The sequence below is a fragment of the Streptomyces sp. NPDC050211 genome (assembly GCF_040656035.1).
Taxonomy (GTDB): domain Bacteria; phylum Actinomycetota; class Actinomycetes; order Streptomycetales; family Streptomycetaceae; genus Streptomyces.
Genome location: NZ_JBFALC010000023.1, coordinates 58,458 through 79,546 on the forward strand (window position 1 = coordinate 58,458; position 21,089 = coordinate 79,546).

22 protein-coding genes are annotated in these 21,089 nt (G+C 69.0%); 13 read left to right on the forward strand and 9 right to left on the reverse strand.

Annotated features, from left to right (window positions below):
* Positions 1-131: 131 nt before the first annotated feature.
* On the reverse strand, positions 132-1,046 hold the full coding sequence (locus tag AB0I98_RS23120) for an RNA polymerase sigma factor SigF (RefSeq protein WP_362944599.1): 915 nt from the start codon (positions 1,044-1,046) through the stop codon (positions 132-134).
* A 251-nt stretch (positions 1,047-1,297) separates the two neighbouring features.
* On the opposite strand from AB0I98_RS23120, the gene AB0I98_RS23125 reads away from it, so the two are divergent.
* The 6 genes from AB0I98_RS23125 (at position 1,298) to AB0I98_RS23150 (ending at position 6,644) form a co-directional block, all read left to right on the forward strand.
* A complete protein-coding gene (locus AB0I98_RS23125; RefSeq protein WP_210588210.1) occupies positions 1,298-1,675 on the forward strand; it encodes an STAS domain-containing protein in 378 nt (125 codons plus the stop codon).
* Positions 1,676-1,879: 204 nt separating this feature from the next.
* Entirely contained in the window at positions 1,880-2,362 is a 483-nt protein-coding gene (locus AB0I98_RS23130; RefSeq protein ID WP_362944601.1) for an ATP-binding protein, read from the forward strand.
* Positions 2,363-2,555: 193 nt separating this feature from the next.
* Complete coding sequence (locus tag AB0I98_RS23135; RefSeq protein ID WP_362944603.1) at positions 2,556-3,245, forward strand: LPXTG cell wall anchor domain-containing protein; 690 nt, start codon at positions 2,556-2,558, stop codon at positions 3,243-3,245.
* A 41-nt stretch (positions 3,246-3,286) separates the two neighbouring features.
* On the forward strand, positions 3,287-4,162 hold the full coding sequence (locus AB0I98_RS23140) for a hypothetical protein (RefSeq protein WP_362944712.1): 876 nt from the start codon (positions 3,287-3,289) through the stop codon (positions 4,160-4,162).
* Entirely contained in the window at positions 4,159-5,241 is a 1,083-nt protein-coding gene (locus AB0I98_RS23145) for a hypothetical protein (RefSeq protein ID WP_362944605.1), read from the forward strand. The genes AB0I98_RS23140 and AB0I98_RS23145 overlap by 4 nt, the downstream gene beginning before the upstream one ends.
* 62 nt (positions 5,242-5,303) lie before the next feature.
* On the forward strand, positions 5,304-6,644 hold the full coding sequence (locus tag AB0I98_RS23150) for a hypothetical protein (RefSeq protein ID WP_362944714.1): 1,341 nt from the start codon (positions 5,304-5,306) through the stop codon (positions 6,642-6,644).
* An 11-nt stretch (positions 6,645-6,655) separates the two neighbouring features.
* Here the strand turns inward: AB0I98_RS23150 and AB0I98_RS23155 are convergent, their stop codons facing one another.
* Positions 6,656-7,000, reverse strand: a complete 345-nt coding sequence (locus AB0I98_RS23155; protein ID WP_362944607.1) for a hypothetical protein — start codon at positions 6,998-7,000, stop codon at positions 6,656-6,658.
* Positions 6,997-7,155 carry a hypothetical protein gene (locus tag AB0I98_RS23160; RefSeq protein ID WP_362944609.1) on the reverse strand — a complete coding sequence of 53 codons (159 nt, stop codon included), beginning with the start codon at positions 7,153-7,155 and terminating at the stop codon, positions 6,997-6,999. Before AB0I98_RS23160 ends, AB0I98_RS23155 begins: the two co-directional genes overlap by 4 nt.
* Before the next feature lie 192 nt (positions 7,156-7,347).
* On the opposite strand from AB0I98_RS23160, the gene AB0I98_RS23165 reads away from it, so the two are divergent.
* Together AB0I98_RS23165 and AB0I98_RS23170 are read left to right on the forward strand one after the other, a co-directional pair.
* Entirely contained in the window at positions 7,348-8,190 is an 843-nt protein-coding gene (locus AB0I98_RS23165; RefSeq protein ID WP_362944611.1) for a helix-turn-helix transcriptional regulator, read from the forward strand.
* Positions 8,172-8,462 carry a DUF397 domain-containing protein gene (locus tag AB0I98_RS23170; protein WP_362944613.1) on the forward strand — a complete coding sequence of 97 codons (291 nt, stop codon included), beginning with the start codon at positions 8,172-8,174 and terminating at the stop codon, positions 8,460-8,462. Before AB0I98_RS23165 ends, AB0I98_RS23170 begins: the two co-directional genes overlap by 19 nt.
* An 8-nt stretch (positions 8,463-8,470) precedes the next feature.
* Here AB0I98_RS23170 and AB0I98_RS23175 read toward each other — a convergent pair whose 3' ends face one another.
* From AB0I98_RS23175 to AB0I98_RS23190, 4 genes are read right to left on the reverse strand one after another with little or no spacing between them, the layout of a single operon-like run.
* Positions 8,471-9,736 (reverse strand): ABC transporter permease, encoded by a 1,266-nt coding sequence (locus AB0I98_RS23175; RefSeq protein ID WP_362944615.1) that lies wholly within the window; start codon positions 9,734-9,736, stop codon positions 8,471-8,473.
* Positions 9,733-10,422, reverse strand: coding sequence for an ABC transporter ATP-binding protein (locus AB0I98_RS23180; RefSeq protein WP_362944617.1), 690 nt, complete (start codon positions 10,420-10,422; stop codon positions 9,733-9,735). Before AB0I98_RS23180 ends, AB0I98_RS23175 begins: the two co-directional genes overlap by 4 nt.
* A complete protein-coding gene (locus tag AB0I98_RS23185; protein WP_362944619.1) occupies positions 10,419-11,756 on the reverse strand; it encodes a peptidoglycan-binding protein in 1,338 nt (445 codons plus the stop codon). The genes AB0I98_RS23180 and AB0I98_RS23185 overlap by 4 nt, the downstream gene beginning before the upstream one ends.
* Positions 11,749-12,345, reverse strand: coding sequence for a hypothetical protein (locus tag AB0I98_RS23190; protein WP_362944621.1), 597 nt, complete (start codon positions 12,343-12,345; stop codon positions 11,749-11,751). Before AB0I98_RS23190 ends, AB0I98_RS23185 begins: the two co-directional genes overlap by 8 nt.
* A 97-nt stretch (positions 12,346-12,442) precedes the next feature.
* On the opposite strand from AB0I98_RS23190, the gene AB0I98_RS23195 reads away from it, so the two are divergent.
* Positions 12,443-13,141, forward strand: a complete 699-nt coding sequence (locus AB0I98_RS23195; protein ID WP_362944623.1) for a response regulator transcription factor — start codon at positions 12,443-12,445, stop codon at positions 13,139-13,141.
* Positions 13,131-14,915, forward strand: coding sequence for a HAMP domain-containing sensor histidine kinase (locus AB0I98_RS23200; protein ID WP_362944625.1), 1,785 nt, complete (start codon positions 13,131-13,133; stop codon positions 14,913-14,915). The genes AB0I98_RS23195 and AB0I98_RS23200 overlap by 11 nt, the downstream gene beginning before the upstream one ends.
* Positions 14,916-15,209: 294 nt before the next feature.
* On the opposite strand, the gene AB0I98_RS23205 is transcribed toward AB0I98_RS23200, so the two are convergent.
* A complete protein-coding gene (locus tag AB0I98_RS23205) occupies positions 15,210-16,748 on the reverse strand; it encodes an oligopeptide:H+ symporter (RefSeq protein ID WP_362944627.1) in 1,539 nt (512 codons plus the stop codon).
* 334 nt (positions 16,749-17,082) lie between these two features.
* Between AB0I98_RS23205 and AB0I98_RS23210 the strand changes: the two genes are divergently transcribed.
* Together AB0I98_RS23210 and AB0I98_RS23215 are read left to right on the forward strand one after the other, a co-directional pair.
* Positions 17,083-17,760, forward strand: coding sequence for a response regulator transcription factor (locus tag AB0I98_RS23210; RefSeq protein WP_055614806.1), 678 nt, complete (start codon positions 17,083-17,085; stop codon positions 17,758-17,760).
* A gap of 51 nt (positions 17,761-17,811) precedes the next feature.
* A complete protein-coding gene (locus AB0I98_RS23215) occupies positions 17,812-19,083 on the forward strand; it encodes an ATP-binding protein (protein WP_362944629.1) in 1,272 nt (423 codons plus the stop codon).
* A 124-nt stretch (positions 19,084-19,207) separates the two neighbouring features.
* Here AB0I98_RS23215 and AB0I98_RS23220 read toward each other — a convergent pair whose 3' ends face one another.
* Entirely contained in the window at positions 19,208-19,771 is a 564-nt protein-coding gene (locus tag AB0I98_RS23220) for a GtrA family protein (protein WP_362944631.1), read from the reverse strand.
* Positions 19,772-19,934: 163 nt separating this feature from the next.
* Here AB0I98_RS23220 and AB0I98_RS23225 point away from each other — a divergent pair, with 163 nt between their 5' ends.
* A complete protein-coding gene (locus AB0I98_RS23225; RefSeq protein ID WP_362944633.1) occupies positions 19,935-21,074 on the forward strand; it encodes a 5-(carboxyamino)imidazole ribonucleotide synthase in 1,140 nt (379 codons plus the stop codon).
* Positions 21,075-21,089: the final 15 nt, after the last annotated feature.

Here is a 21,089-nt window from a genome sequence, read left to right on the forward strand (position 1 = left end):
TGATGGAGGGAGACCTTTGGGGAAAGACGTATCTCCGGGTAACCGAAATCAGCAACCGAAATGAGAAGCGGCAATGAGAAGCGGCCCAGGCCAGTAGTCGGCCGGACCGCGCTCTCACGTCTTCGACTCGGTCACTCCTCGACCGTCAGGCCCTTCCGCAGCCGCACCAGCGTCCGCGACAGCAGCCGTGACACATGCATCTGCGAGATCCCCAGCTCCTCGCCGATCTCCGACTGGGTCATACCCGCGACGAAGCGCAGCGAGAGGATCTTCCGGTCCCGGGACGGCAGTTCGGCGATCAGCGGCTTCAACGACTCGACGTACTCGATGCCTTCGAGCCCGTGGTCCTCGTAGCCGATCCGGTCCGCGAGCGCACCCTCGGCGTCGTCCTCCTCCGGCTGGGCGTCGAGCGAGCTGGCGGTGTAGGCGTTGGACGCCGCCATGCCCTCGACGACCTCGTCCTTCGACAGACCGAGCCGCTCCGCCAGCTCCCCGACCGTGGGGGCGCGGTCGAACTTCTGGGCCAGCTCGTCACCGGCCTTGGCCAGGTCGAGCCGGAGTTCCTGCAGTCGGCGCGGTACGCGCACGGACCACGAGGTGTCCCGGAAGAAGCGCTTGATCTCGCCGACGATGGTCGGCATCGCGAAGGTGGGGAACTCCACACCGCGGCTCAGCTCGAAGCGGTCGATCGCCTTGATCAGGCCGATGGTGCCGACCTGGATGATGTCCTCCATCGGCTCGCTGCGGGAGCGGAAGCGGGAGGCGGCGAACTTGACCAGCGCGAGGTTGAGTTCGACGAGCGTGTTACGGACGTACGAGTATTCGTGCGTGCCTTCCTCCAGCGACTCCAGCCGCTCGAAGAGGGTCTTCGACAGGGCCCGCGCGTCCACCGGCCCCACCTCGGCGTACGGGGGGATGTCCGGAAGACCGGCGAGCAGGTCGTCCTGCTCTGGGGGTACGTCCGTGTCCGCGATGGGATCCAGATGTTCCGGGGGGGATGTCGACGTCGCTGTATGGGTATGCGATGCGTCGAGCCGGGGTGACATGATGTCCTCCATCGTTCTCGGCATATGGCTGCCGAAGCCTGTGCGTGCACTGCGGTGTGCGGCGCCTCCAAAGCCGGCCGTGTTTGGTTTCGTGTCCCTACTAGCCCTACCCGGTTTACCGAGCCTCCCGCAAGTGCGTTCTGTGTGGAAATGTCCGATTCTGGGCGGATGTTCGGGTGTCGGAGGGCGTAGGGAAGGCGTAGTGTTCGAGGGCGTCAGTCAGCAGTCACGACGTCGGGAGAGAAGACGGCATGGACCGCGGCACGGTCGGCAGCGCACAGTCTGGCCGGCTTTTGGTGGAGGTCAGGGAAGAGGGCCCCAGTGCCGTCGTGACCCCGGCGGGTGAGCTCGATCACCACACCGCCGATTTGTTGCGTGAGCCACTCGAAGAGTGTCTGGCCAAAGGATTCAGCAGGCTGGTCGTCGACTGCTCGCGTCTGGAGTTCTGCGACTCGACCGGTCTCAATGTGCTCCTCGGCGCCCGGCTCAAGGCGGAGGCCGCCGGAGGTGGCGTTCATCTCGCCGGGATGCTGCCCGTGGTGGCGCGTGTGTTCGAAATCACGGGGGCCGAAGCGGTCTTCACCGTGCATGACTCGCTCGAGGCGGCCCTGGCCGACCCGACCGGCTGAATCGGCCGTCATGAGTGCCCCGCCCGCCCCTTCGGGACCGGCGGTTTCCGGGCGTCGCACCCTCCGCACCGCCGCTGTGGCTGAAGACGGGGGTGTTCCCCCGGTCCGGCAGGGCAGGAGAAACGCGTACTGCCCGTACAGCTGTACTGACCGTGTAGTGACTTTTTGAATCGTGAACTGGTGAATCGGTGAGGTGAAGCGCTGATGAGCACCACCCGGCCCCACGCCTCCGGCGATTCCGGGGGGCCTGAGGACGGTGCGTCCGTGCCGTCTGCCGGGCGCCAGGTCCGTCGGCTGAGCTTCGGCGGGGAGAGTGGGGTTGTTCCGCTGGCGCGCGACTTCACTCGGCAGGCGTTGTATGCGTGGGGCTGGATGCCGGCCGCTACCGCGGATCAGCGGGCTGCGGCTGAGGATGTGCTGCTGGTTGTGTCCGAGTTGGTCACCAATGCGTGTCTGCATGCCGAGGGGCCGGACGAGTTGTGGATCGCCTGTGACAACAAGGTGATCCGGGTCGAGGTGTCGGATCGGGGGGCGGGGCAGCCGTCGCCTCGGACTCCGCATCGGGCGGGGCGGCCGGGTGGGCATGGGATGTTCATCGTGCAGCGGCTTTGTCTGGACTGGGGGGTTGTACGGACTCCTGGGGTGGCCGGGAAAACCGTTTGGGCGGAGTTGGGGGCGCCCGCCTAAGCGCCGTAGGGCTTCGGTTGTCACTTGGCTGCGGGTGTTCCGTGGCTGGTCGCGCAGTTCCCCGCGCCCCTTCGGGGGCGCTCTTGCATCGGCACATTTCCAACACTCCCTTTGTCTTCCCTCCTTTCATGGGCGGGCGTACCTTGACGGCTCGATCTGATGTGCCGTCAGGAACTTGAGAGGGAGCGGAATCGTGTCGTACCGGAAACGAACCGCCGCGCTCGCGTCCGTCGCGGCCCTGGCCGGCTCGGCGGTGCTGATGGCCGCCCCCGCAGCCCGGGCCGAGGTCGTGGACGTGAACTACCAGTGCAAGACGCCGATCGGGGACAAGAGTGCCGTCTCGCCGATCGACATCAAGGGCGTGGAGAGCGGCAGCGGCTACAAGATCACGATGTCGTGGCAGAAGGGTGTCTCGTCCAGCCCGGTCGAACTGGGCAAGGGTGCGATGAACCCGAGCGCCACCATCAAGCTGGGCGGTGCCGACAGCGGCACGATGAATGTCACCGGGCCCGCCAACCAGGAAGCCATCCCCGCCAACACCCCCATCAAAATCAGTGACTTGACGGGCACCTACACCCCGAAGAAGACCGGCAAGGTCACCTTCACGGCAGGCATCCTCACCATCAAGGCGCTCGGTACGACGACGACTTGCACGCCGTCCAACAGTCCCGGCCCCTCCCTGACTCTCGACGTCACGGCCGCCGAGGGCGCCTCCGGCTCCACCCAGTCCGGCTCCGGCTCCGACTCCGGCTCCGGTTCCGAACTCCCGCAGACCGGTCCCGAGGACTCGGCCATCGCCCTCGGCACCCTCGGCGGCACGGTGCTGCTGGCCGGGGCGGCCGGTGTGCTGTGGCTGACACGGAGGAATCAGACGGCACGCTGACCGCCGCCGCCGTCTGTGTCGTACGACTGCTGGAGCCGCCGATGTCGTCCGCCTTCCGTGTCCTGATGCTGGCCCTGCTGGTGCTGTCGGGTGCCGCCCCCGCCGCGGCCGCTGCCTCCTTCGCCTCCCCCGCCTCCTCCGCCGATGACTGGTCCCTCGCGCCCTCCGGCGGCGGGCGGCCGTCCTTCTACGCCGAGGGTGCGCCCGGGGCGGTTCTTCAGGACACGGTGTCCGTGATCAACCGGGGCGGGGAGCCGGTCACCGTGCGGCTGCGGGGGACCGGGGTCGCGGTCGCTTTCGCCGACGGGTCGGTGCGGGTGCCCGCTCGGACCCGCGCCGACGTTCCCTTCACGGTGAGCGTTCCGACGGGGGCCGCGCCCGGCGATCTCGCGGGCTCGATCGTCGCGGATGACGGCGACGGGCGGTCCAGGACGGTGGCGCTGCGGCTGCGGGCCGTCGGGCCGAAGCTCTCCGCGCTGACCGTCGAGCACGTGGCGGTGGGCGCCGACGGTATCTCGTACGAGCTGGTCAATCGCGGTACGACCGCCCTCGTGCCGACGCTCGCCGTCCGCGCCGACGGCGTCTTCGGCCGCCGCGTCCTCGACCGCGCCCCGCGCGCCCTCCCCGTCGAACTGGCCCCCGGCCGCCGCATCGAACTCACAGAGCCCTGGCCCGACCGCCCCGCCCTCGACTCGGTGGACGTGCGGCTGACGGTGACGGCGGCGGGTGGGGCGCGGGACGAGGCGGGGGCGTCGGTGTGGTGCGTGCCGTGGGGCGCGGTGGCGGGCGGACTGGGGGCGGTGGCGGCAGGCGCCGCGCTGGCAGTCGTACGACGTCGGCGGCGCCGTACGGCCGGAGACGGTGACGTGTCCGAATCCCCGCGTACGGAAGTCGAGTTGACGGGAGCGGTGACGTGAGGGGCAAGGTGCGGTTTCCGGTGCTGGTCGCGGTGCTCGCGCTGTTGCTGGCGCCCTTGGTGTCACCCGCGGCCGCGGCCGAGAAGCCCGTGGTCAAGCTGTCCAAGTCGCAGGCGGGGACGGGGGGTTCGATCACCGTCACCGGGAGCGGCTGGCGGGAGCGGGCGCTGCTGATGATCCTGATCTGCGGGCAGTCCGCGCCGTCCCGGGGCGTCGTCGGCGGGACCAACTCCTGTGCCAACGCGGACGGGAGGGCGGTGACGACGGACGGTGAGGGGCGGTTCGAGCGGAAGCTGCCGGTCGCGGAGCCGCCCGTGCCGTGCCCGTGCGTGGTGCATGTCGCCACCGTGACCGGGGCGAAGGCGGAGGCCGACGCGATCTTCCAGGTCGCCGGGCATGCGGTGGAGCCGTTGCCCGCGGAGGCGGCCGGCGGGCGGTTGTCGGTGCTGACGGACACGCGGCTCGACGGGTCCAGCGGGCTGCTCACCTGGTTCGGGGCGGCGCCCACGCGCACGCTTGTCTTCACCGTCGGCAACGTCGGCACGTCCACCATCAAGAACCCGGTCTTCCAGGTCGGCACCGCACACGGCGTGTTCGCGCCCGAGTGGCAGGACCAGCAGTGGCGCGGCACCGTCGAGCCCGGCCGGAAGGCCCGTATCGAGCTGCCGGTCGAGCTGTCCGGCGGCGCGCACGGTGACTACACCGTGTCGCTGAAGTACGGCGGGAAGGTCCTCGCCGAGCAGCCCTGGGGCGTGGGCCGCCCCTGGGGCGTGACCCTGTTCTGGGTCCTGGTCTGCCTGGTCGTACCGGCGGCGGTGTTCCGCGTCGGGATGGCGGTGGTGGACCGCGTACGGCCGCGTCGCAGCACCGGCCGCGCGAGGCTCCGTATACCCGAACTGACCCTCCGTCTCCCGAAGTTGAGCACTTCGGAAGACGTACCCTCCCCTGCCGCATCGACCACCACCACCCTGCCGTGGTTCACCCCGGACTCCGATCCGGGCACGGCCGGTCCGCTCTCCGCACCGCACGACGACAGCCCGACGAGTCCTACGACTCCCACCAGGAAGGGACAGACGTGAGCAAGCCGAGGAGAGTCACACCGGCCCGCGGCCGCAGAACGGGCGCGGCGGGCGTCGCCATGATGCTGTGCGGCGCGGGCATGCTGATCGGCGTCGCCGCGACGCCCGCGCAGGCCGCCGAGGTGTCGTACGCGACCGAGTGCATCCCGCCGGCCATCTCGGGGCTGCCGCCGGTCCAGGGCACCACCAAGGTGGAGATCACCGCGCCCGCCGAGGCCAAGGTCGGTGACGAGGTCGAGATCACCTGGAAGTTCGTCCAGGCCGCGTCCAAGAACCCCGACATCCTCGACCTGGAGAAGGACACCGTCCAGCCGACCGGGACCCTCAAGGCGGCCGGCGCCCAGACCGGGGACATCGCGATGCAGGGCACGCGGACCAATCCGCCGATCCCCAAGAACAGCGACATGAAGCTGTCCGACATGAAGGGCAAGCTGAAGCTCACGGCGGCGGGCGAGGTGACGCTGACGCCGGACGCGTACAACATCAACGTCAACAAGCCGATCTCGACCGACACCAAGTGCTCGCCGAAGGAGACGGTGCAGAAGGCCGCGACCATCAAGGTGACGGATGGGGGCGGGAGTTCGGGGGGTACGACGGGTGGGTTGCCTACGGGGCTGCCGACGCTGCCGACCGGGCTGCCCACGCTGCCGACGGATCCGCCCACAGGCTCCTCGTCCGCCTCGCCGAGTGAGGGCGAGACGGGCGGCGACACCGGCGGCGGTTCCAGCACCGGCGGAGGCGACAGTGGCGGAGGCGGCGGGCAGACCGAGTTCACCGGCAAGGAGGTTCAGGTCCCGTACCAGTGCAAGACGCCGATCGGCGACAAGGAGGCGACCTCGCCGGTCCAGATCAACGCCAAGAAGAACGGCGGGAGTTTCGACCTCACCGTGCAGTTCAAGAAGTCCGTGATGGACAGCCCCGCCGACATCCCGGCCGACTCGGTCAAACCGTCCATGGAGGTGGCCCTGGGCGGCGCCGACACCGGCACGGTCCACGTCGAGGGCCCCACCAACTCCGAGCCCATCAAGTCCGGCGACCCGATCGAGATCCCGGACCTCACCGGCACGTACAAGCCGGGCGCGAGCGGTGAGACGACGCTGTCACCGGGCGTCCTGACCGTCGAGGCGCTGGGCACGACGACGACATGCACGCCGACCAAGTCGGAGGTCTCCCTGACCCTGGACACGACCGAGCAGGCGAGCGGCGCTTCGGGTGGCGGCTCGGGCTCGGCCGGGGGTTCGGCTGGTGGTTCGGCCGGCGGTTCGTCGTCGACGGATGGTGGCCTGGCCGCCACCGGCTCCGACGACAACAGCACGCTGAAGGCCCTGGGGTTGGTGGCGGGGACGGCCGTACTGCTGGGCGGAGCGGTGTTCACGTTCATGCCGGGGAGGCGTTTGCGGTAACGGACCACTTCTCACGTGCCATGGTCCAACCGGTGGTGTGAGCGCATCAGTACGTTCGCGTCCCCCACCGCGCTGTAGTCGAAGGCCGCCCGCGCCGCGGCCCGCCGTTCCGCGAGTTGCCGACAGGTCTCGCAGCCGGCCACGGGCAGGGGCGGGCGGCTGATGTCGTACGACGGCCCGATCGCCGTGTGCGCGTCCGTCCGCCTCTCCCGTGCCTCCCTCAACTCCCGCTCACAGACGTCGACTTCGTCGATACGGCCCGCCTCCTGCGCCGCCTCCCGCTGCGCGAGCAGTGCCCCGCACACGTCGCAGACCTGCGACTCCGGGCACGCCGCCTCCGCCGTACGCCCCGTCACGCCGACCACAGCGCCAGGGCCGCCTCCAGCGCCAGCAGGACGACAGGGGTCGGCCGCGCCCAGCCGCCGGGCGGGGTCCAGGGGGCGACGCGGGAGTTGTGGGTGCGGGTGCGGCGGGAGAGTCGGGGGAGTCGGGGGAGCGTCTTGGTCGTCATGAGGCTCACTCCTTGTGAGTTCGGTCCTTAGGAACGCCTGTGCTGCACGCATTCGTTGGATTACGGTGCGTGTTCAGGTGCCACTACGAGCATGCCGCGCCCAGAGCCCGAAAACGCTACGGAGCTGCGCAAGTTCCACGCTCGGCACTCCACATTCCACAAATTCCACAGCCGGGCCGAGGGGGAGGACGGGTGCCGCAACGACTGACAGTCACGAGCCGCAGCCATGAGCCGCGATTGAGGTACGCGGAGGAGGTACGGAGGCTGCGCGAACAGAGAGGGCTCAGCCTGCGGCAGCTCGCGGCAGAACTGGGCTGGGACTATTCGACGCTGGGGAAGCTTGAGCGCGGCCAGACGCTGGGGAGCCCTGAGGTGGCACAGGCGCTGGACGAGTACTACGGGACGCCGGGGTTGTTGCTGGCGCTGTGGGAGCTGGCGGTCGCGGATCCGACGCAGTTCAAGGAGCAGTACCGCAGGTACATGCTGCTGGAGGCCGAGGCGGTGGGCCTGTGGCAGTTCTCCGTGAGCGTCCTGCCAGGTCTGCTGCAGACGGCAGGGTATGTGCGGGAGGTGCTCACGACAGGCGGGATCAAGGGCGAGGAGCTGACCAAGCAGGTGGACGCACGGCTGGGCCGTCGCGCGCTGCTGATGGTTGAGGACGCGCCGCCGTTCCGCGCCATCCTGGCCGAGGCAACGCTGCGCACACCGCCGCGAGACGCCGGGGCTTGGCGGGAGCAGCTCGAGTATCTCGTAGAGGCGGGCGAGCGCCCGAACATCACGCTCCAGGTGCTACCGCAGAGCTCTGGTCTGCATGGTTTGGTTGGGACTGACGTGATGTTCCTCAGGCTGCAGGACGGTCGAACTGTGGCCTACACCGAGACCGCGTATCACGGCGAACTTGTCCAGGAAAGTAGGGACGTTGACCGGCTGCAACGTGCGTACGATTCGATGCGTGACCTGGCGTTGTCCCCGGCCGAGTCGCTGAAGTTCATCTTGCAGATGCTGGAGGAAGCACCGTGCGATCCATCGACCTGACGGCTGTGACGTGGCGCAAGAGCAGCTACAGCAACCCGGACGGCGGTAACTGCATCGAGGTCTCCAACGACTTCCTCACCGCCGCTGCCTGGCGCAAGAGCAGCTACAGCAACCCGGATGGCGGCGAGTGCGTCGAGGTCGCCGACACCCTCCCCACCCCCCTCATCCCCGTCCGCGACTCCAAGCACCCCCACGGCCCCGCCCTCATCCTCCCGGCCACGGCTTGGTCCGCCTTCGTCGTCGCCGTGCGCCACGACGAACTGCCGCAGTAGTCGGCCGCTCACGTCGACGCCAGCGCCTCCGTAGGAGGCAGGCGTGCCGCGCGGACCGAGGGGTAGACGCCGGCCGCCATGCCGATCAGTACGGCGCCGAGGCAGCCGCCCGTGATCGAGAGCAGGGGGATCACCGTTGGCCAGCCTTGGTAGGCCGCGTAGCCGACGTTGGCGAGGACGCCGAACAGGGTTCCGGCGATGGCGCCGAGCACTGACAGTCCCACGGACTCGGTGAGGAACTGGACGCGTATATGACCGCGGGTCGCGCCCAGCGCCCGGCGGAGCCCGATGTCCCTTCGGCGCTCCAGGACGGAGATGACCATGGTGTTGGCCACGCCGATTCCGCCGACCAGCAGGGCGACACCGGCAAGGCCCAGGAAGAGGGAGGAGAAGGTGTTCTGCGTGGCGCGCTTGGCCGCCAGGGCGTCGGAGGGGCGGCTGACCTGGACCTGTCCGGGCTGTTCAGGGAACACGGTGGCGGCCAGTACGTTCCGTACGTCTTCCAGATGGGCCTCTCGTGCCTTGACGTAGATCACCGTGGGGTTCCCCTCGAAGCGCAGCGTCTTCTTGGCGGCCGGCCATCCCGTCAGGACGGTGTTGTCGAGGTCGTCGGCCAGCGGTATGGAGTGCAGGACGCCGATCACGGTGAACCACGACTTGTTGATCTGTATCTGTGGTGCCGGGTCGTTCTCGGGGATTTCCCCGATGCCGAGGCTGCTGGCGGCCCGGTAGCCCAGTACGGCCGTGGGGAATTGTTCGTCGGCGGCGCTGAAGAACCTTCCCGAGAAGACCTTTCCGCCCACCACGTTCAGCAGGTCGCGTCGGGCCGCGAGCACACTGAGTCCGGTACCGGAGAAGTCGTCGTCACCGATGAGGTCGGAACGCTGGACCGCGGCATTGGTGTTGGCCACCGCGCTCGCCTCGGTGACCGGTTCGATGCGGCGCACCCTGTCGACCGATTCCTCGGGCAGCTTGACCGGCACGCCCTGTCCCGAAAACGGCTGCACACGCAGCATGTTGGAGCCAAGCGCCGAGATCTCGTCCATCAACGCCCGTTGGCTGGAGGCCGGGATCCCGGTCACCACCACCATCGTGGCGACGCCGATCGAGATGCCGAGTGCCGACAGCGCGGCACGCATCTTGCGGGTGCGCAGGCCGAGGAGGCCCAGGCCCAACAGGTCGAGAAGGGCGAGACGTACCGGCTTGATCTTGTCTTCGGCACGCCGGGAAGAGCGCCGCCGCTTGGCGCGGGACGGCTTGGCGGGGGCGGTCATGACAGGCTTCCGGTCAGTGCGGTGTCCGCGACCAGGCGGCCGTCACGCAGGTGAACCCTGCGTGGCAACTGGTCGGCGATGTCACGGTCGTGAGTGATGAGCGCGATCGTGGTGCCCGCCGCGTTGAGTTCGGTCAGCAGGGCGAGCGCCGCGGCGCCGTTGGCGGTGTCGAGTGCGCCGGTCGGCTCGTCGGCGAGGACCAGAGCCGGCTCATGGACGACCGCGCGGGCTATGGCGACCCGTTGGCGCTCCCCTCCGGAGAGCTGCCCCGGCAGGTGGCCGGCCCGGTGGGCGAGTCCGACCCGGGCCAGGGCCTCCTCGGCCAGCTTCTTCCGGTACTTCCTGGGCACACCGGCGTACAGCAGGCCGGTCGCCACGTTCTCCGCCGCGGTGAGTCCGTCCGTCAGGTGGAAGTGCTGGAAGACGAAACCCAGGCGCCGCCCGCGCAGGGCGGACAGTTGGCGGTCGGACAGCTCCGCCACGTCCTGCCCCTCGATGACCACGCTGCCGCTGGTGGGCGGGGCGAGCGTGCCCATGATGTGGAGCAGCGTGGACTTGCCGGAGCCGGAAGGGCCGAGGATGGCCAGCAGTTCGCCCTGCGCGACGGACAGGGAGACCCCGTCGAGGGCTCTCACCTCGGGGGGATAGGTCACGCTGGCCTTGCGTACGCTGATCACCTGGGTCATGCGGTGGTTTCCACCTTCATGCCCTCGCTGATGCCCTGGCCGCTGATCTCGACCAGTCCCTTGGCGAACATGCCCGTGTCGACCGGGACGAGCCGGCCGCCGGAGAGCCGGACCGCGTACCCTCCCTCGCGCAGGGCGAGCAGGGCGCCGACCGGGACGGCGAGTACGTCCTTCTTGGACTCCCCCTGGAACTGGACCTGTACGGGAGCGGAGTCGATGCCCTTGACGGCCTGTGGGTCGTCCAGCGACACCGTGACGTTGGTCTTGGTCTGCCCGGTGTTGCCCGACTCGTCCTCCTCTCCCTGCACGACGGTGCTGATCGCGGCGACCCGGGCCGCAGCGGTGGACTGGTCGGGCAGCACCACGGTGACCCGCCCGCCCGACTTGATGGACCCGATGTCGAGCGACTCCACCGGCACGGTCACGGACTTGGTGGTGGCGGTCACCGTCATCAGGTCTCCCGACGCCTCGTCCCCGGGCTGGGCGAGGACGTCCGAGACCCGCACCGCCGACGTCGTCACGACCACGTCGGAGAAGTCGAGGATGCCGGTCGGATCGATGCCCACGGCCTTCTGCCAGCGCTCGATCGCGGACATCAGGGACCGGGTGAGCACACCGTCGCCCTGTCTGACCGTGGACTGCGAGGGACTCGGGCTCGCTGCCCCCTCCTGTGACGCATCGGTTCCCTGGCCCGCTCCGCCGTCCGGTGCGGAGGACGGGTCGGCCTCAGGCGTGGCCCCCTCCTGGCCAGGGCCCGTTGTCGCGGGCGCGGGCGCGGGGGCGTCCGCGGGGGCCTGCTGCCGGACGACCGTGCCCGGCGCGGGCTGTGCACCTATGCCGTAGCCGAGAGCCCTGAGGTTGTCGGCGACGACCCGTACGTCACGGCCGACGGTGCCGGGGGTGTCGAGCCTGCGGTACAGCGGTGTGCTGCCGTAGAAGACGACGGCGGAACGCTCGTCGACGCGGTACAGCTGTTGGCCGCGTGCGACCGTCGCACCCCGGGTCGGAAGCCACGTCACCCGTCCTTCGCCGGCACTGCGGATCGTGCGCGCGGAGTCGTAGCCGAGCGTCCCCTCCATCTCTCTGGTGCCCGACAGGTCCGTTCTGACCACGGCGATCTGCTTGATCTTCGGGCCGGACTCGGGTTCGGAGCCGTTCCCGCCCCGGCCGGCCCACAGCAGCCCGGCGCCCGTTCCTCCTGCGAGCAGCACGGCGACGATGGCCAGATACAGGCCCTTCCTCTTCCGGCGGCCCGCCGTCGGCCTGCGGGGGTCTGCCTCTTCCTGGACCGTCACCCGCAGGGCCATGGTGTCCCCGGCGTCGCGCTCACTCACCACTGAACGCCTCTATCATGCATTCCTGGTCGATCTGGTCGGCATTCCTGGGCGGAGTCGTACCGGGCTTGTAGTTCCAGCCACCTCCGTCAGGAAGGGGGTTCACCTTAAGTCCTCGGCGATTGTCGCAGGCGATCCACTTGTTGTAATCGTCCATGTATTCGGGGTTTTTCTTCGGGTCCAGCTCCGGGGGCGGAAGCGGCCTCTTTCCGAGACATGCCTTTTCCACTTCCGGACGCTCTTTGGCCACATCTATACCGGGGAACCACAGTGATCCGGGATCGGCTTCCGGCATTTTATTCCCCGGCGATGGAAGGGGCACTCCATGATCCTTGAGGCAGCGCAGGTAGCCCTGGTACATGCGCAGTTCCTCGATGTCCGTGGTGTCCAGCCGAATCTGGGGGCGGCCGGACTCGGAATCGTCGGCCGCCGGACTCTTCGTCGCGCTGCCCTTTCCGCCTCCACCGGACTCCGCGACGGAGACGACTCCGTCGTCCTTGCTCTCGGCGTCTCCGCCGGAGGAGCAGCCGGTGACCAGCGTTACCGCCAGCACTGCGCAGGAGAGGAAGAGGTTCTTCTTGTTCGGCATGCCTGGAAGCGTGACAAGGATTTGTCAGGAAGTTGTCATGGAATGGAATCGGATAAGCCGGGGTTCACCTCGCGCTCCACAGGTTTATCATCGGGCCATGTCCGCATACGTACTGGTGGCCGAAGACGACGAAAAGCAGGCCGAACTGATCCGTCGCTACCTGGTGCACGACGGCCATGTCGTAACCGTGGTGCACGACGGCCCGGCAGCCCTCGATGAAGCCACCCAGCGGCCACCCGACCTGTTCGTTCTCGACTGGATGCTGCCGGGTCTCGACGGCCTTGAGATATGCCGGCGTATACGCGCCACGGGTGATATGCCCATTCTGATGCTCACCGCCCGATCCACCGAGGACGATCTTCTGCTGGGCCTGGACATCGGGGCGGACGACTACATGACCAAGCCGTTCAGGCCGCGTGAACTGGTGGCCCGCATCCGGACCCTGCTGCGGCGCACCCGGCATCCGGAGCGCACGGAGGAAGTGCTCCTGAAGGCCGGCCCGCTGATCGTGGCCCCGGACCGCCACGAGGTGTCCCTCCACGGCCGCCCGGTGAACTGCACTCCCGGTGAGTTCCGCCTGCTCAGCGCATTGGCAGCCGCACCCGACCGGGTCTTCACCAGGGCTCAGCTGCTGCACTGCATCACCGACCACGGCCGAGCCGTCACCGAACGCACCGTGGACATGCACATAGCGAACCTGCGGAAGAAGATCGAGACCTCGCCGCACAGACCGGAGTTGCTGCTGACCGTCCACGGCGTCGGTTACAAGCTGTCCCGAGGCCGCCGTGAGGTCTGAAATCCCGCTCCGCAACAGCCTGCTGTCCCGGCTGCTGGTCACCTCCGTGCTGATCTCCTTGGTGTCCATCGGGGCCACGGCCTGGCTGACGGTACGCGGCACCACCGTCGCCATCGAGCAGGAGCGGGGCCAGGCCCTCGCGGACGACGCCACCATCCAGGACACGCTGGAGGGCTTCGCCGCGACGCACCGGAACTGGAACGGTGTCGAGCGCACCGTCCTTGATCTCTCCCGGTCGACGGGACGCACCATCATCCTGACCACGCGGGCACGCCAGGTCATCACCACGTCGCATCGGTCGGCCGCGGAGCAGTTGCCCCTCAACGAGAGCGCCGTGATCGATCCCCTGCACGTCGCTCCGTCCACGGATCAGGGTGTCGGCCAGGCGGAGCAGACCTCCCGCATCGACCCACGCGCCGTCGGCCCCTACCGCCTGCCCGCCGAGGAGCGGGCGAAGCTGCGGCAGATCGCCCGCGACGAGGTCAGCTGCCTCTACAGCAAGACGGGGGTACGCGCGCACATCGTCGAGGAGCTCAGTGGCCGACCCGCCCTCCGCACGCTCAGGGCCTCGGAGGACTTCATCCCGGCCTGCGCGACCAAGCTCATGCTCGACCCCACCCCGACCGAGGCCGAGGCCCTCGCCGAACTCGCCGGACTCGTCCGCGGCTGCGCCGAGCGCAACCACGTACGCCTGCCAGAACCGCTGACCCTCACGGTGGACTTCCGGGTGGAAGGCGACGAGTCCGCGCAGGGTTCCGCCGCTGCGGACGACTGTATAGAGGAAGGCCGGCGGGAGCAGTTGGCGGCGCACGTCGCACCGGCGGCCCTGCTGTTCGTCACCAGCCCGCCCCGCACGGCGACCGCCGTCCTGGACCTGTCACCGGCCGGCACCCTCCGGGTCCTGGCCACCACCGGTCTGGTCCTGGCGGTGACCATCACCGTGACCGCCGTCATCGCGATCAGGCTGGTACGCCCGCTGCGCGCGCTGACCAACGCGGCCCGCGCCCCAGGGGGCCGGCACCTCCGTATCCCCGTCACCACCAAGGATGAGACCGGCCGTCTGGCCGCCGCCCTCAACGACCTGTCGGAACGCCGCGAACGCACCGACGAGCAGCGCCGGGTCATGGTCAGCGACATCGCCCACGAACTGCGCACGCCCCTCACCAATATCCGCGGCTGGCTGGACGCGGCACAGGACGGCCTGGCCGAGCCCGACGCGGCGCTCCTCACCTCGCTCCAGGAGGAGGCGGGCCTCCTCCAGCACATCGTGGACGACCTCCAGGTACTCGCCGCCGCCGACGCCGGCACCCTGCACCTGCGCCCCCAGGAGCTGGACCTGCGCGAGCTGCTCGAGCAGACCATGAGCGCCCACCAGGCGACCGCACACGCCGGCGGCGTCGAGACCGTCGTCCAAGCCCCGGACAGCCTCTCGATCCACGCCGACCCGGTCCGCCTGCGCCAGGTCCTGGGCAACCTTCTGTCCAACGCGATACGCCACACCCCGCCGGACGGCCGCGTCACCCTCAGCGCCCGCCGCGTGGCAGGCGCCGTCGTCATCGAGGTGAAGGACACCGGCAGCGGCATCCGCGAAGAGGACCTGCCCCGGGTGTTCGACCGCTTCTGGCGGGCCGAACAGTCCCGCAGCAGGCGGACCGGAGGCAGCGGGCTGGGGCTGTCCATCGTCAGACAGCTGGTGCGGGCACACGGAGGAGATGTCTCCGTGGCGAGCCGGCCACACGCGGAGACGGTGTTCCTGGTGCGGTTGCCGTGCTGATCCGTACGTTACGGTCCGGGCGGCTGCCCCGGCTTTGGGGACCTCGGCGCGGGCGGTGGCCCGGTCGGGCCAGAGGCGAAGCAGGATCCGGTGCGTCCGCAGGCTTGGTGCCGGGAGCATCGGCGTGGAAGCCGCGGCCGATCAGGTCCGGGGCCGACCGGGCCTTGTTGTCCGCCCGCGCCAGCGAGCGCTGCGCCGCAGTTCGGCGTGGATCCGCGGGACGCAGGGTGCATTACGGCGAAGGCCGCCGCACCCGACCCGGTGCGGCGGCCCTTCTGTGTTCGTCGGCAGACGTCAGTGCACGTCGCCCATCAGGGTCTTGACCTTGCGGCGGTACATCCACACCGCGAATCCGGCGAGGGCCGCCAGGGCTGCCTCTCCGAAGACGGCGCCCTTGCCGCTCAGGTCTACGCCGGCGATGGCCGGGTTGGAGAGGAGGCTGGTGATGGAGTCGCCCGCGGTGACCGCGAGGAACCAGACGCCCATCATCTGGCTGGCGTACTTGGCCGGGGCCATCTTCGTCGTCAGTGACAGGCCGACCGGGGACAGGCACAGCTCGCCGACGGTCTGGATGAAGTAGATGCCCACGAGCCACATCGGGCTGACCGCGGTGCCGTTCGCCGCCATGCCGAGCGGGATCAGGAAGAAGAAGAACGAGACGCCGATCAGGACCAGGCCCATCGCGAACTTCACGATGGTGCTGGGCTCCTTGCCCTGGCGGTTCAGCCACACCCAGACGAAGGCGAAGACCGGGGCCAGCGCCATGATGAACAGCGGGTTCAGCGACTGGTACCAGGAGGACGGGAAGTCGAAGCCCAGCATCGAGCCGGACGCCTTGCCCTCACCGAACGCCTGGACGGTGGACGCGCCCTGGTCGTAGATCATCCAGAACACGGCGGCGGCGACGAAGAACCAGATGTAGGCGGTCATCTTCGACTGCTCGTTCGTCGACAGGTCCTTGTCCCGCTTGATACGCAGCAGCACACCCGCCGGGACGATGAGACCGATGATCGTGAGCGGGATCATCGCCCAGTTCAGGGTGAAGTGACCCGTGAAGCCGACCGCGCCGTAGAACACGGCCGCGACGATCACCCAGATCAGGCCCTTGCGCAGCCAGGCCGCGCGCTCCTCGGCCGCCAGCGGCTTCGGGACGACGCTGCTCTGCGGGCTCAGATTGCGCGTGCCGAGCAGGAACGCGGCCAGACCGATCGCCATGCCGACCGCGGCCATGCCGAAGCCGAGGTGCCAGTTGACCTCCTGGCCGACGGTGCCGATGGCCAGCGGGGCGAAGAAGGCACCGGCGTTGATGCCCATGTAGAAGATCGTGAAGCCGCCGTCGCGGCGCGGGTCCTCGGGGCCGTCGTACAGATGGCCCACCATCGTGGAGATGTTGGCCTTGAGCAGACCGGAACCGGCCGCCACCAGGGCGAGGCCCGCGAAGAACGGTGCCTGGCCGCCGGGCAGCGCCAGCACGAGGTGGCCGGACATGATGGTGACGGCCGCGATGGCCACCGTCTTGCGCGGACCCCAGACGCGGTCGCCGAGCCAGCCGCCGGGCATGGCGAGGAGGTAGACCATCGCCGAGTAGACGGAGACGATCACCGTCGTGGTGGCCACGTCCATGGCGAGGCCGCCGCCCATGCTGCCCTTGCCGGCGTCGGGGCCGCCGGACAGCAGGTAGACGGTGAGCAGTGCCTTCATCCCGTAGTAGGAGAACCGCTCCCACATCTCGGTCATGAAGAGAGTGGCCAGTCCGCGGGGGTGGCCGAAGAAGGTCTTCTCGGAACCGGGTGTGCCCGGGGTGGCCGAGTCCTTCGTCAGGCTGGACGCCATGGTCGATCCTTGCTGGTCGGGACGCGCCTGGAGTAGGTGGGGCACACACAAAAGAGACCTTCAGCGTCAGATGCTTGCCAAAGGTCCCCGTGGTGCTACAGGCGTTCATTCACCATAAGGCAGGACACCGACGGATATGGAAGGACTTGAGGCGCGGATCACAGGTGTCGGTGGAACCGTAAGCGCGCTTTCGAAGGTCATTACCAGGATCGCACCCTACGGCCATAGGTTCGTACCGATGCCGGGACAAGGTAAGGATCGGTCCATGGGACGGTAAGAATCCGGGCTGCCGATCACACCCCGGCTCTTGTCATCCGCGGACTACCATCACCTCATGACCCGTGTACTGCTCGCCGAGGACGACGCGTCCATCTCGGAGCCGCTGGCCCGCGCCCTGCGCCGGGAAGGCTACGAGGTCGAGGTGCGCGAGGACGGCCCCACCGCGCTCGACGCCGGTATCCAGGGCGGCATCGATCTGTGCGTCCTGGACCTGGGCCTGCCCGGCATGGACGGCCTGGAGGTGGCCCGCCGGCTGCGCGCCGAAGGCCACACCGTCCCGATCCTCATCCTGACCGCGCGCGCCGACGAGGTGGACACCGTCGTCGGTCTCGACGCGGGCGCCGACGACTACGTCACCAAGCCGTTCCGGCTCGCCGAACTGCTCGCCCGGGTCCGGGCCCTGCTCCGGCGCGGCGCCGCCGAGCCGCAGCAGCCGCCCGCCACGCACGGCGTGCGCATCGACGTCGAGTCGCACCGTGCGTGGATGGGCGAGGAGGAACTCCAGCTCACGGCAAAGGAGTTCGACCTGCTGCGGGTCCTCGTGCGGGACGCCGGGCGGGTCGTCACCCGCGACCAGCTGATGCGCGAGGTCTGGGACACCACCTGGTGGTCGTCGACCAAGACCCTCGACATGCACATCTCCTGGCTGCGCAAGAAGCTCGGCGACGACGCGGCGAACCCGCGGTACATCGCCACCGTGCGCGGTGTGGGCTTCCGCTTCGAGAAGAGCTGAGTTCAAGAAGTGCCGAGCCGAGAAGTGCTGAGCAATGACTAGTACGGGTTCATGCGCCGTCGACTGATCCAGTCCACGCTCGCCGTGGTGCTCGTCGTGATCGCCGTCTTCGGCCTCTCCCTCGTGATCGTCGAGACCCGGACGATCAGCAGCACCGCGCAGGAGCGCGTGGACTCCGAGGCGGTCCGGCTGGCCAGCATCGTGGACAGCCGGCTGATGGCCACGGGGGCCGTCACGGCTGACGTGCTGCGCGAACAGGTGCCGGCGGAGCGCTACGCGCAGGTCCGGATCCCGGGTGAGAAGCCCATCGAGATCGGCAAGAAGCCGTCCGGCGACCCCATCAGCGCCACGCGCAAGGGCGAGCAGGGGGAGACGGTCGTCGTCCAGGAACCCCGTTCCGTGGTGACCCGTGAGGTCTGGCGGACACTGCTGATCATCGCGGCCGTGGCCTTGCTGGCGGTGATCGCCGCGGTGCTGCTCGCCGTACGGCAGGCCAATCGGCTCGCTTCACCGCTGACCGACCTCGTCGAGACCGCCGAACGGCTCGGCTCCGGGGATCCGCGGCCTCGGCACAAGCGGTACGGCGTTCCGGAGCTGGACCGCGTCGCCGACGTGCTGGACGGTTCCGCCGAGCGGATCGCCCGCATGCTGACCGCGGAACGGCGACTGGCCGCCGATGCCTCGCATCAGCTCCGTACGCCGCTCACCGCGCTGTCCATGCGGCTGGAGGAGATCACCCTCACCGACGATCCGGACACGGTGAAGGAGGAGGCGACGATCGCGATTGCCCAGGTGGAGCGGCTGACGGATGTCGTCGAGCGGCTGCTGACGAATTCCCGTGACCCGCGTACCGGCTCCGCCGTCACCTTCGATCTCGACGAGGTCATTCAGCAGCAGCTCGCGGAGTGGCGGCCCGCGTACCGGAGTGCGGGGCGGGCGATCGTCAGCTCGGGCAAGCGGCATCTGCATGCGGTGGGTACGCCGGGGGCGGTGGCGCAGGTGCTGGCCGCGTTGATCGAGAACTCGCTGATGCATGGGGGCGGTACGGTCGCGCTGCGGACGCGGGTGACCGGGAACCAGGCTGTCGTCGAGGTGACGGACGAGGGGCCGGGCGTGCCTGCCGATCTCGGGGCGCGGATCTTTGAGCGGGCGATCAGCGGGCGGAACTCGACCGGGATCGGGCTGGCTGTCGCGCGGGATCTGGCGGAGGCGGATGGGGGGCGGCTGGAGATGCTGCAGGCTGCGCCGCCGGTGTTCGGGTTGTTTCTGTCTCGTACGGCTACGGAGAAGCCGACGGGGGATTCGGAGCCGACGGTTCGGTAGCCGGGTTCCCTGGGCGCCCGGGGTTTGCGCTGGGCGGGGGTGGGTCGCGCGGCCCGGCGCTTGCGGGGTGCCGCCTGCGCCCACCCGTGCCGCCCCAGGCGGCACGCATGCCCGCAGCTTGGGCTCACGTGGTGTGGCGGCCTGCACCCGCTGGTGCTGGGCGTTCCTCAGCCGTCGAGACAGTGCGCTGTTCCGTCAGGAAGGATTCCGCGTCGGAGACCGCCTCCCTTGCCGGGAGGGTCTTGAAGACCCAGGTGCGGTAGGACCAGAAGCGGAAGAGGGTGGCTATGCCGATGCCGAGGAACTTGAAGATGTTGGACTGGAGGGGGCTGTCCCAGTCGAAGCCGTAGGTGGCGGCGTAGAGGACGCCGTTCTCGATCACCAGGCCGACCGCGCTGAACAGCAGGAAGAGGGTCAGTTCCTTCGTGCGGCCGCTCTTGTCGCGGTCGCGGTACGTGAAGTAGCGGAACCCGACGTAGTTGAAGACGATGGCCACCACCGTCGCGATGACGCTCGCCCGCACCACCTGGAGGTCGGTGACATGCCGTACCAGGTTGAACACGAGGAGGTTGACCAGGAGCCCCGCGCCGCCCACCGCACCGAACTTGGCGATCTCACGTACCAGCAGGTCGATGCGCTGTCGTAGCGCTTGGGGGGCCGAATGAAGCCCCGAGGAACCATGTCCCATGGTCGTGCAGGCCCCCATCGGTCGGATTACTTCAACTCAGCCATGCTAACCAGCCGCCTCCCCAAACGCTTGTGCGGCCGCATACACGCATGGGAAAGGCAGCGGAAAGCCTTGGGAAAGGCGCGGAATCCGGCCGCGGTGGCGTGACCGATACCCTGGGGTCGTGACGTTCCCGGTAGTCGGCATGGTCGGCGGGGGCCAGCTCGCTCGTATGACACACGAGGCAGGCATCCCGCTCGGCATCAGGTTCAAGCTCCTCAGTGACACCCCTCAGGATTCCGCGGCGCAGGTCGTCAGCGATGTCGTCATCGGCGACTATCGCGACCTGGACACGCTGCGCGCCTTCGCACGCGGCTGTGACGTGATCACCTTCGATCACGAGCACGTCCCGACGGAGCATCTGCGGGCCCTCGAAGCGGACGGCATCCCCGTCCGCCCCGGCCCCGACGCGCTCCAGCACGCCCAGGACAAGGGCGTGATGCGTGCGCACTTGGATGCGATCGGCGTGCCCTGTCCGCGGCACCGCATCGTCGGCGATCCGCAGGACGTGGCCGCGTTCGCGGCGGAGGGGGACGGCTTTCCCGTCGTCCTCAAGACCGTCCGCGGTGGCTACGACGGCAAGGGCGTGTGGGTCGTACGGACCGTCGAGGAGGCCGCGGAACCCTTCCGCGCCGGCGTTCCCGTGCTCGCCGAGGAGAAGGTCGACTTCGTACGGGAGCTGGCCGCCAACGTCGTACGGTCGCCGCACGGGCAGGCCGTCGCGTACCCCGTCGTGGAGTCCCGTCAGGTCGACGGCGTCTGCGACACGGTCATCGCGCCCGCCCCCGACCTCGACCCGGTGCTCGCCCTGCGCGCCGAGGAGATGGCCCTGAGCATCGCCAAGGAACTGGACGTCGTCGGCCATCTCGCCGTCGAGCTGTTCCAGACCCGCGACGGCCGCATACTCGTCAACGAACTGGCGATGCGCCCCCACAACTCCGGTCACTGGAGCCAGGACGGCGCGATCACTTCGCAGTTCGCCAATCACGTACGGGCCGTTCTCGACCTTCCGCTCGGCGACCCGCGTCCGCGCGCCAAGTGGACGGTCATGGTCAACGTCCTCGGCGGCGACTACCCCGACATGTACCCCGCGTACCTGCACTGCATGGCCCGTGACCCCCAGCTCAAGATCCATATGTATGGCAAGGACGTGAAGCCCGGCCGCAAGGTGGGCCACGTCAACACTTACGGCGACGACCTGGACGACGTGCTGGAGCGCGCCCGTCACGCTGCCGGTTATCTGAGAGGCACGATCACAGAATGAGCCCTGTAGTTGGCA

What these genes read in the sequence shown, in the direction of transcription:
- AB0I98_RS23220 (WP_362944631.1), bottom strand. Translation starts at nt 19,771, where the DNA reads ATGGGACATGGTTCCTCGGGGCTTCATTCGGCCCCCCAAGCGCTACGA.
- AB0I98_RS23125 (WP_210588210.1), top strand. Translation starts at nt 1,298, where the DNA reads ATGGACCGCGGCACGGTCGGCAGCGCACAGTCTGGCCGGCTTTTGGTG.
- AB0I98_RS23160 (WP_362944609.1), bottom strand. Translation starts at nt 7,155, where the DNA reads ATGACGACCAAGACGCTCCCCCGACTCCCCCGACTCTCCCGCCGCACC.
- AB0I98_RS23215 (WP_362944629.1), top strand. Translation starts at nt 17,812, where the DNA reads ATGCGCCGTCGACTGATCCAGTCCACGCTCGCCGTGGTGCTCGTCGTG.
- AB0I98_RS23130 (WP_362944601.1), top strand. Translation starts at nt 1,880, where the DNA reads ATGAGCACCACCCGGCCCCACGCCTCCGGCGATTCCGGGGGGCCTGAG.
- AB0I98_RS23210 (WP_055614806.1), top strand. Translation starts at nt 17,083, where the DNA reads ATGACCCGTGTACTGCTCGCCGAGGACGACGCGTCCATCTCGGAGCCG.
- AB0I98_RS23140 (WP_362944712.1), top strand. Translation starts at nt 3,287, where the DNA reads ATGTCGTCCGCCTTCCGTGTCCTGATGCTGGCCCTGCTGGTGCTGTCG.
- AB0I98_RS23180 (WP_362944617.1), bottom strand. Translation starts at nt 10,422, where the DNA reads ATGACCCAGGTGATCAGCGTACGCAAGGCCAGCGTGACCTATCCCCCC.
- AB0I98_RS23190 (WP_362944621.1), bottom strand. Translation starts at nt 12,345, where the DNA reads ATGCCGAACAAGAAGAACCTCTTCCTCTCCTGCGCAGTGCTGGCGGTA.
- AB0I98_RS23120 (WP_362944599.1), bottom strand. Translation starts at nt 1,046, where the DNA reads ATGTCACCCCGGCTCGACGCATCGCATACCCATACAGCGACGTCGACA.
- AB0I98_RS23150 (WP_362944714.1), top strand. Translation starts at nt 5,304, where the DNA reads ATGCTGTGCGGCGCGGGCATGCTGATCGGCGTCGCCGCGACGCCCGCG.
- AB0I98_RS23205 (WP_362944627.1), bottom strand. Translation starts at nt 16,748, where the DNA reads ATGGCGTCCAGCCTGACGAAGGACTCGGCCACCCCGGGCACACCCGGT.
- AB0I98_RS23195 (WP_362944623.1), top strand. Translation starts at nt 12,443, where the DNA reads ATGTCCGCATACGTACTGGTGGCCGAAGACGACGAAAAGCAGGCCGAA.
- AB0I98_RS23175 (WP_362944615.1), bottom strand. Translation starts at nt 9,736, where the DNA reads ATGACCGCCCCCGCCAAGCCGTCCCGCGCCAAGCGGCGGCGCTCTTCC.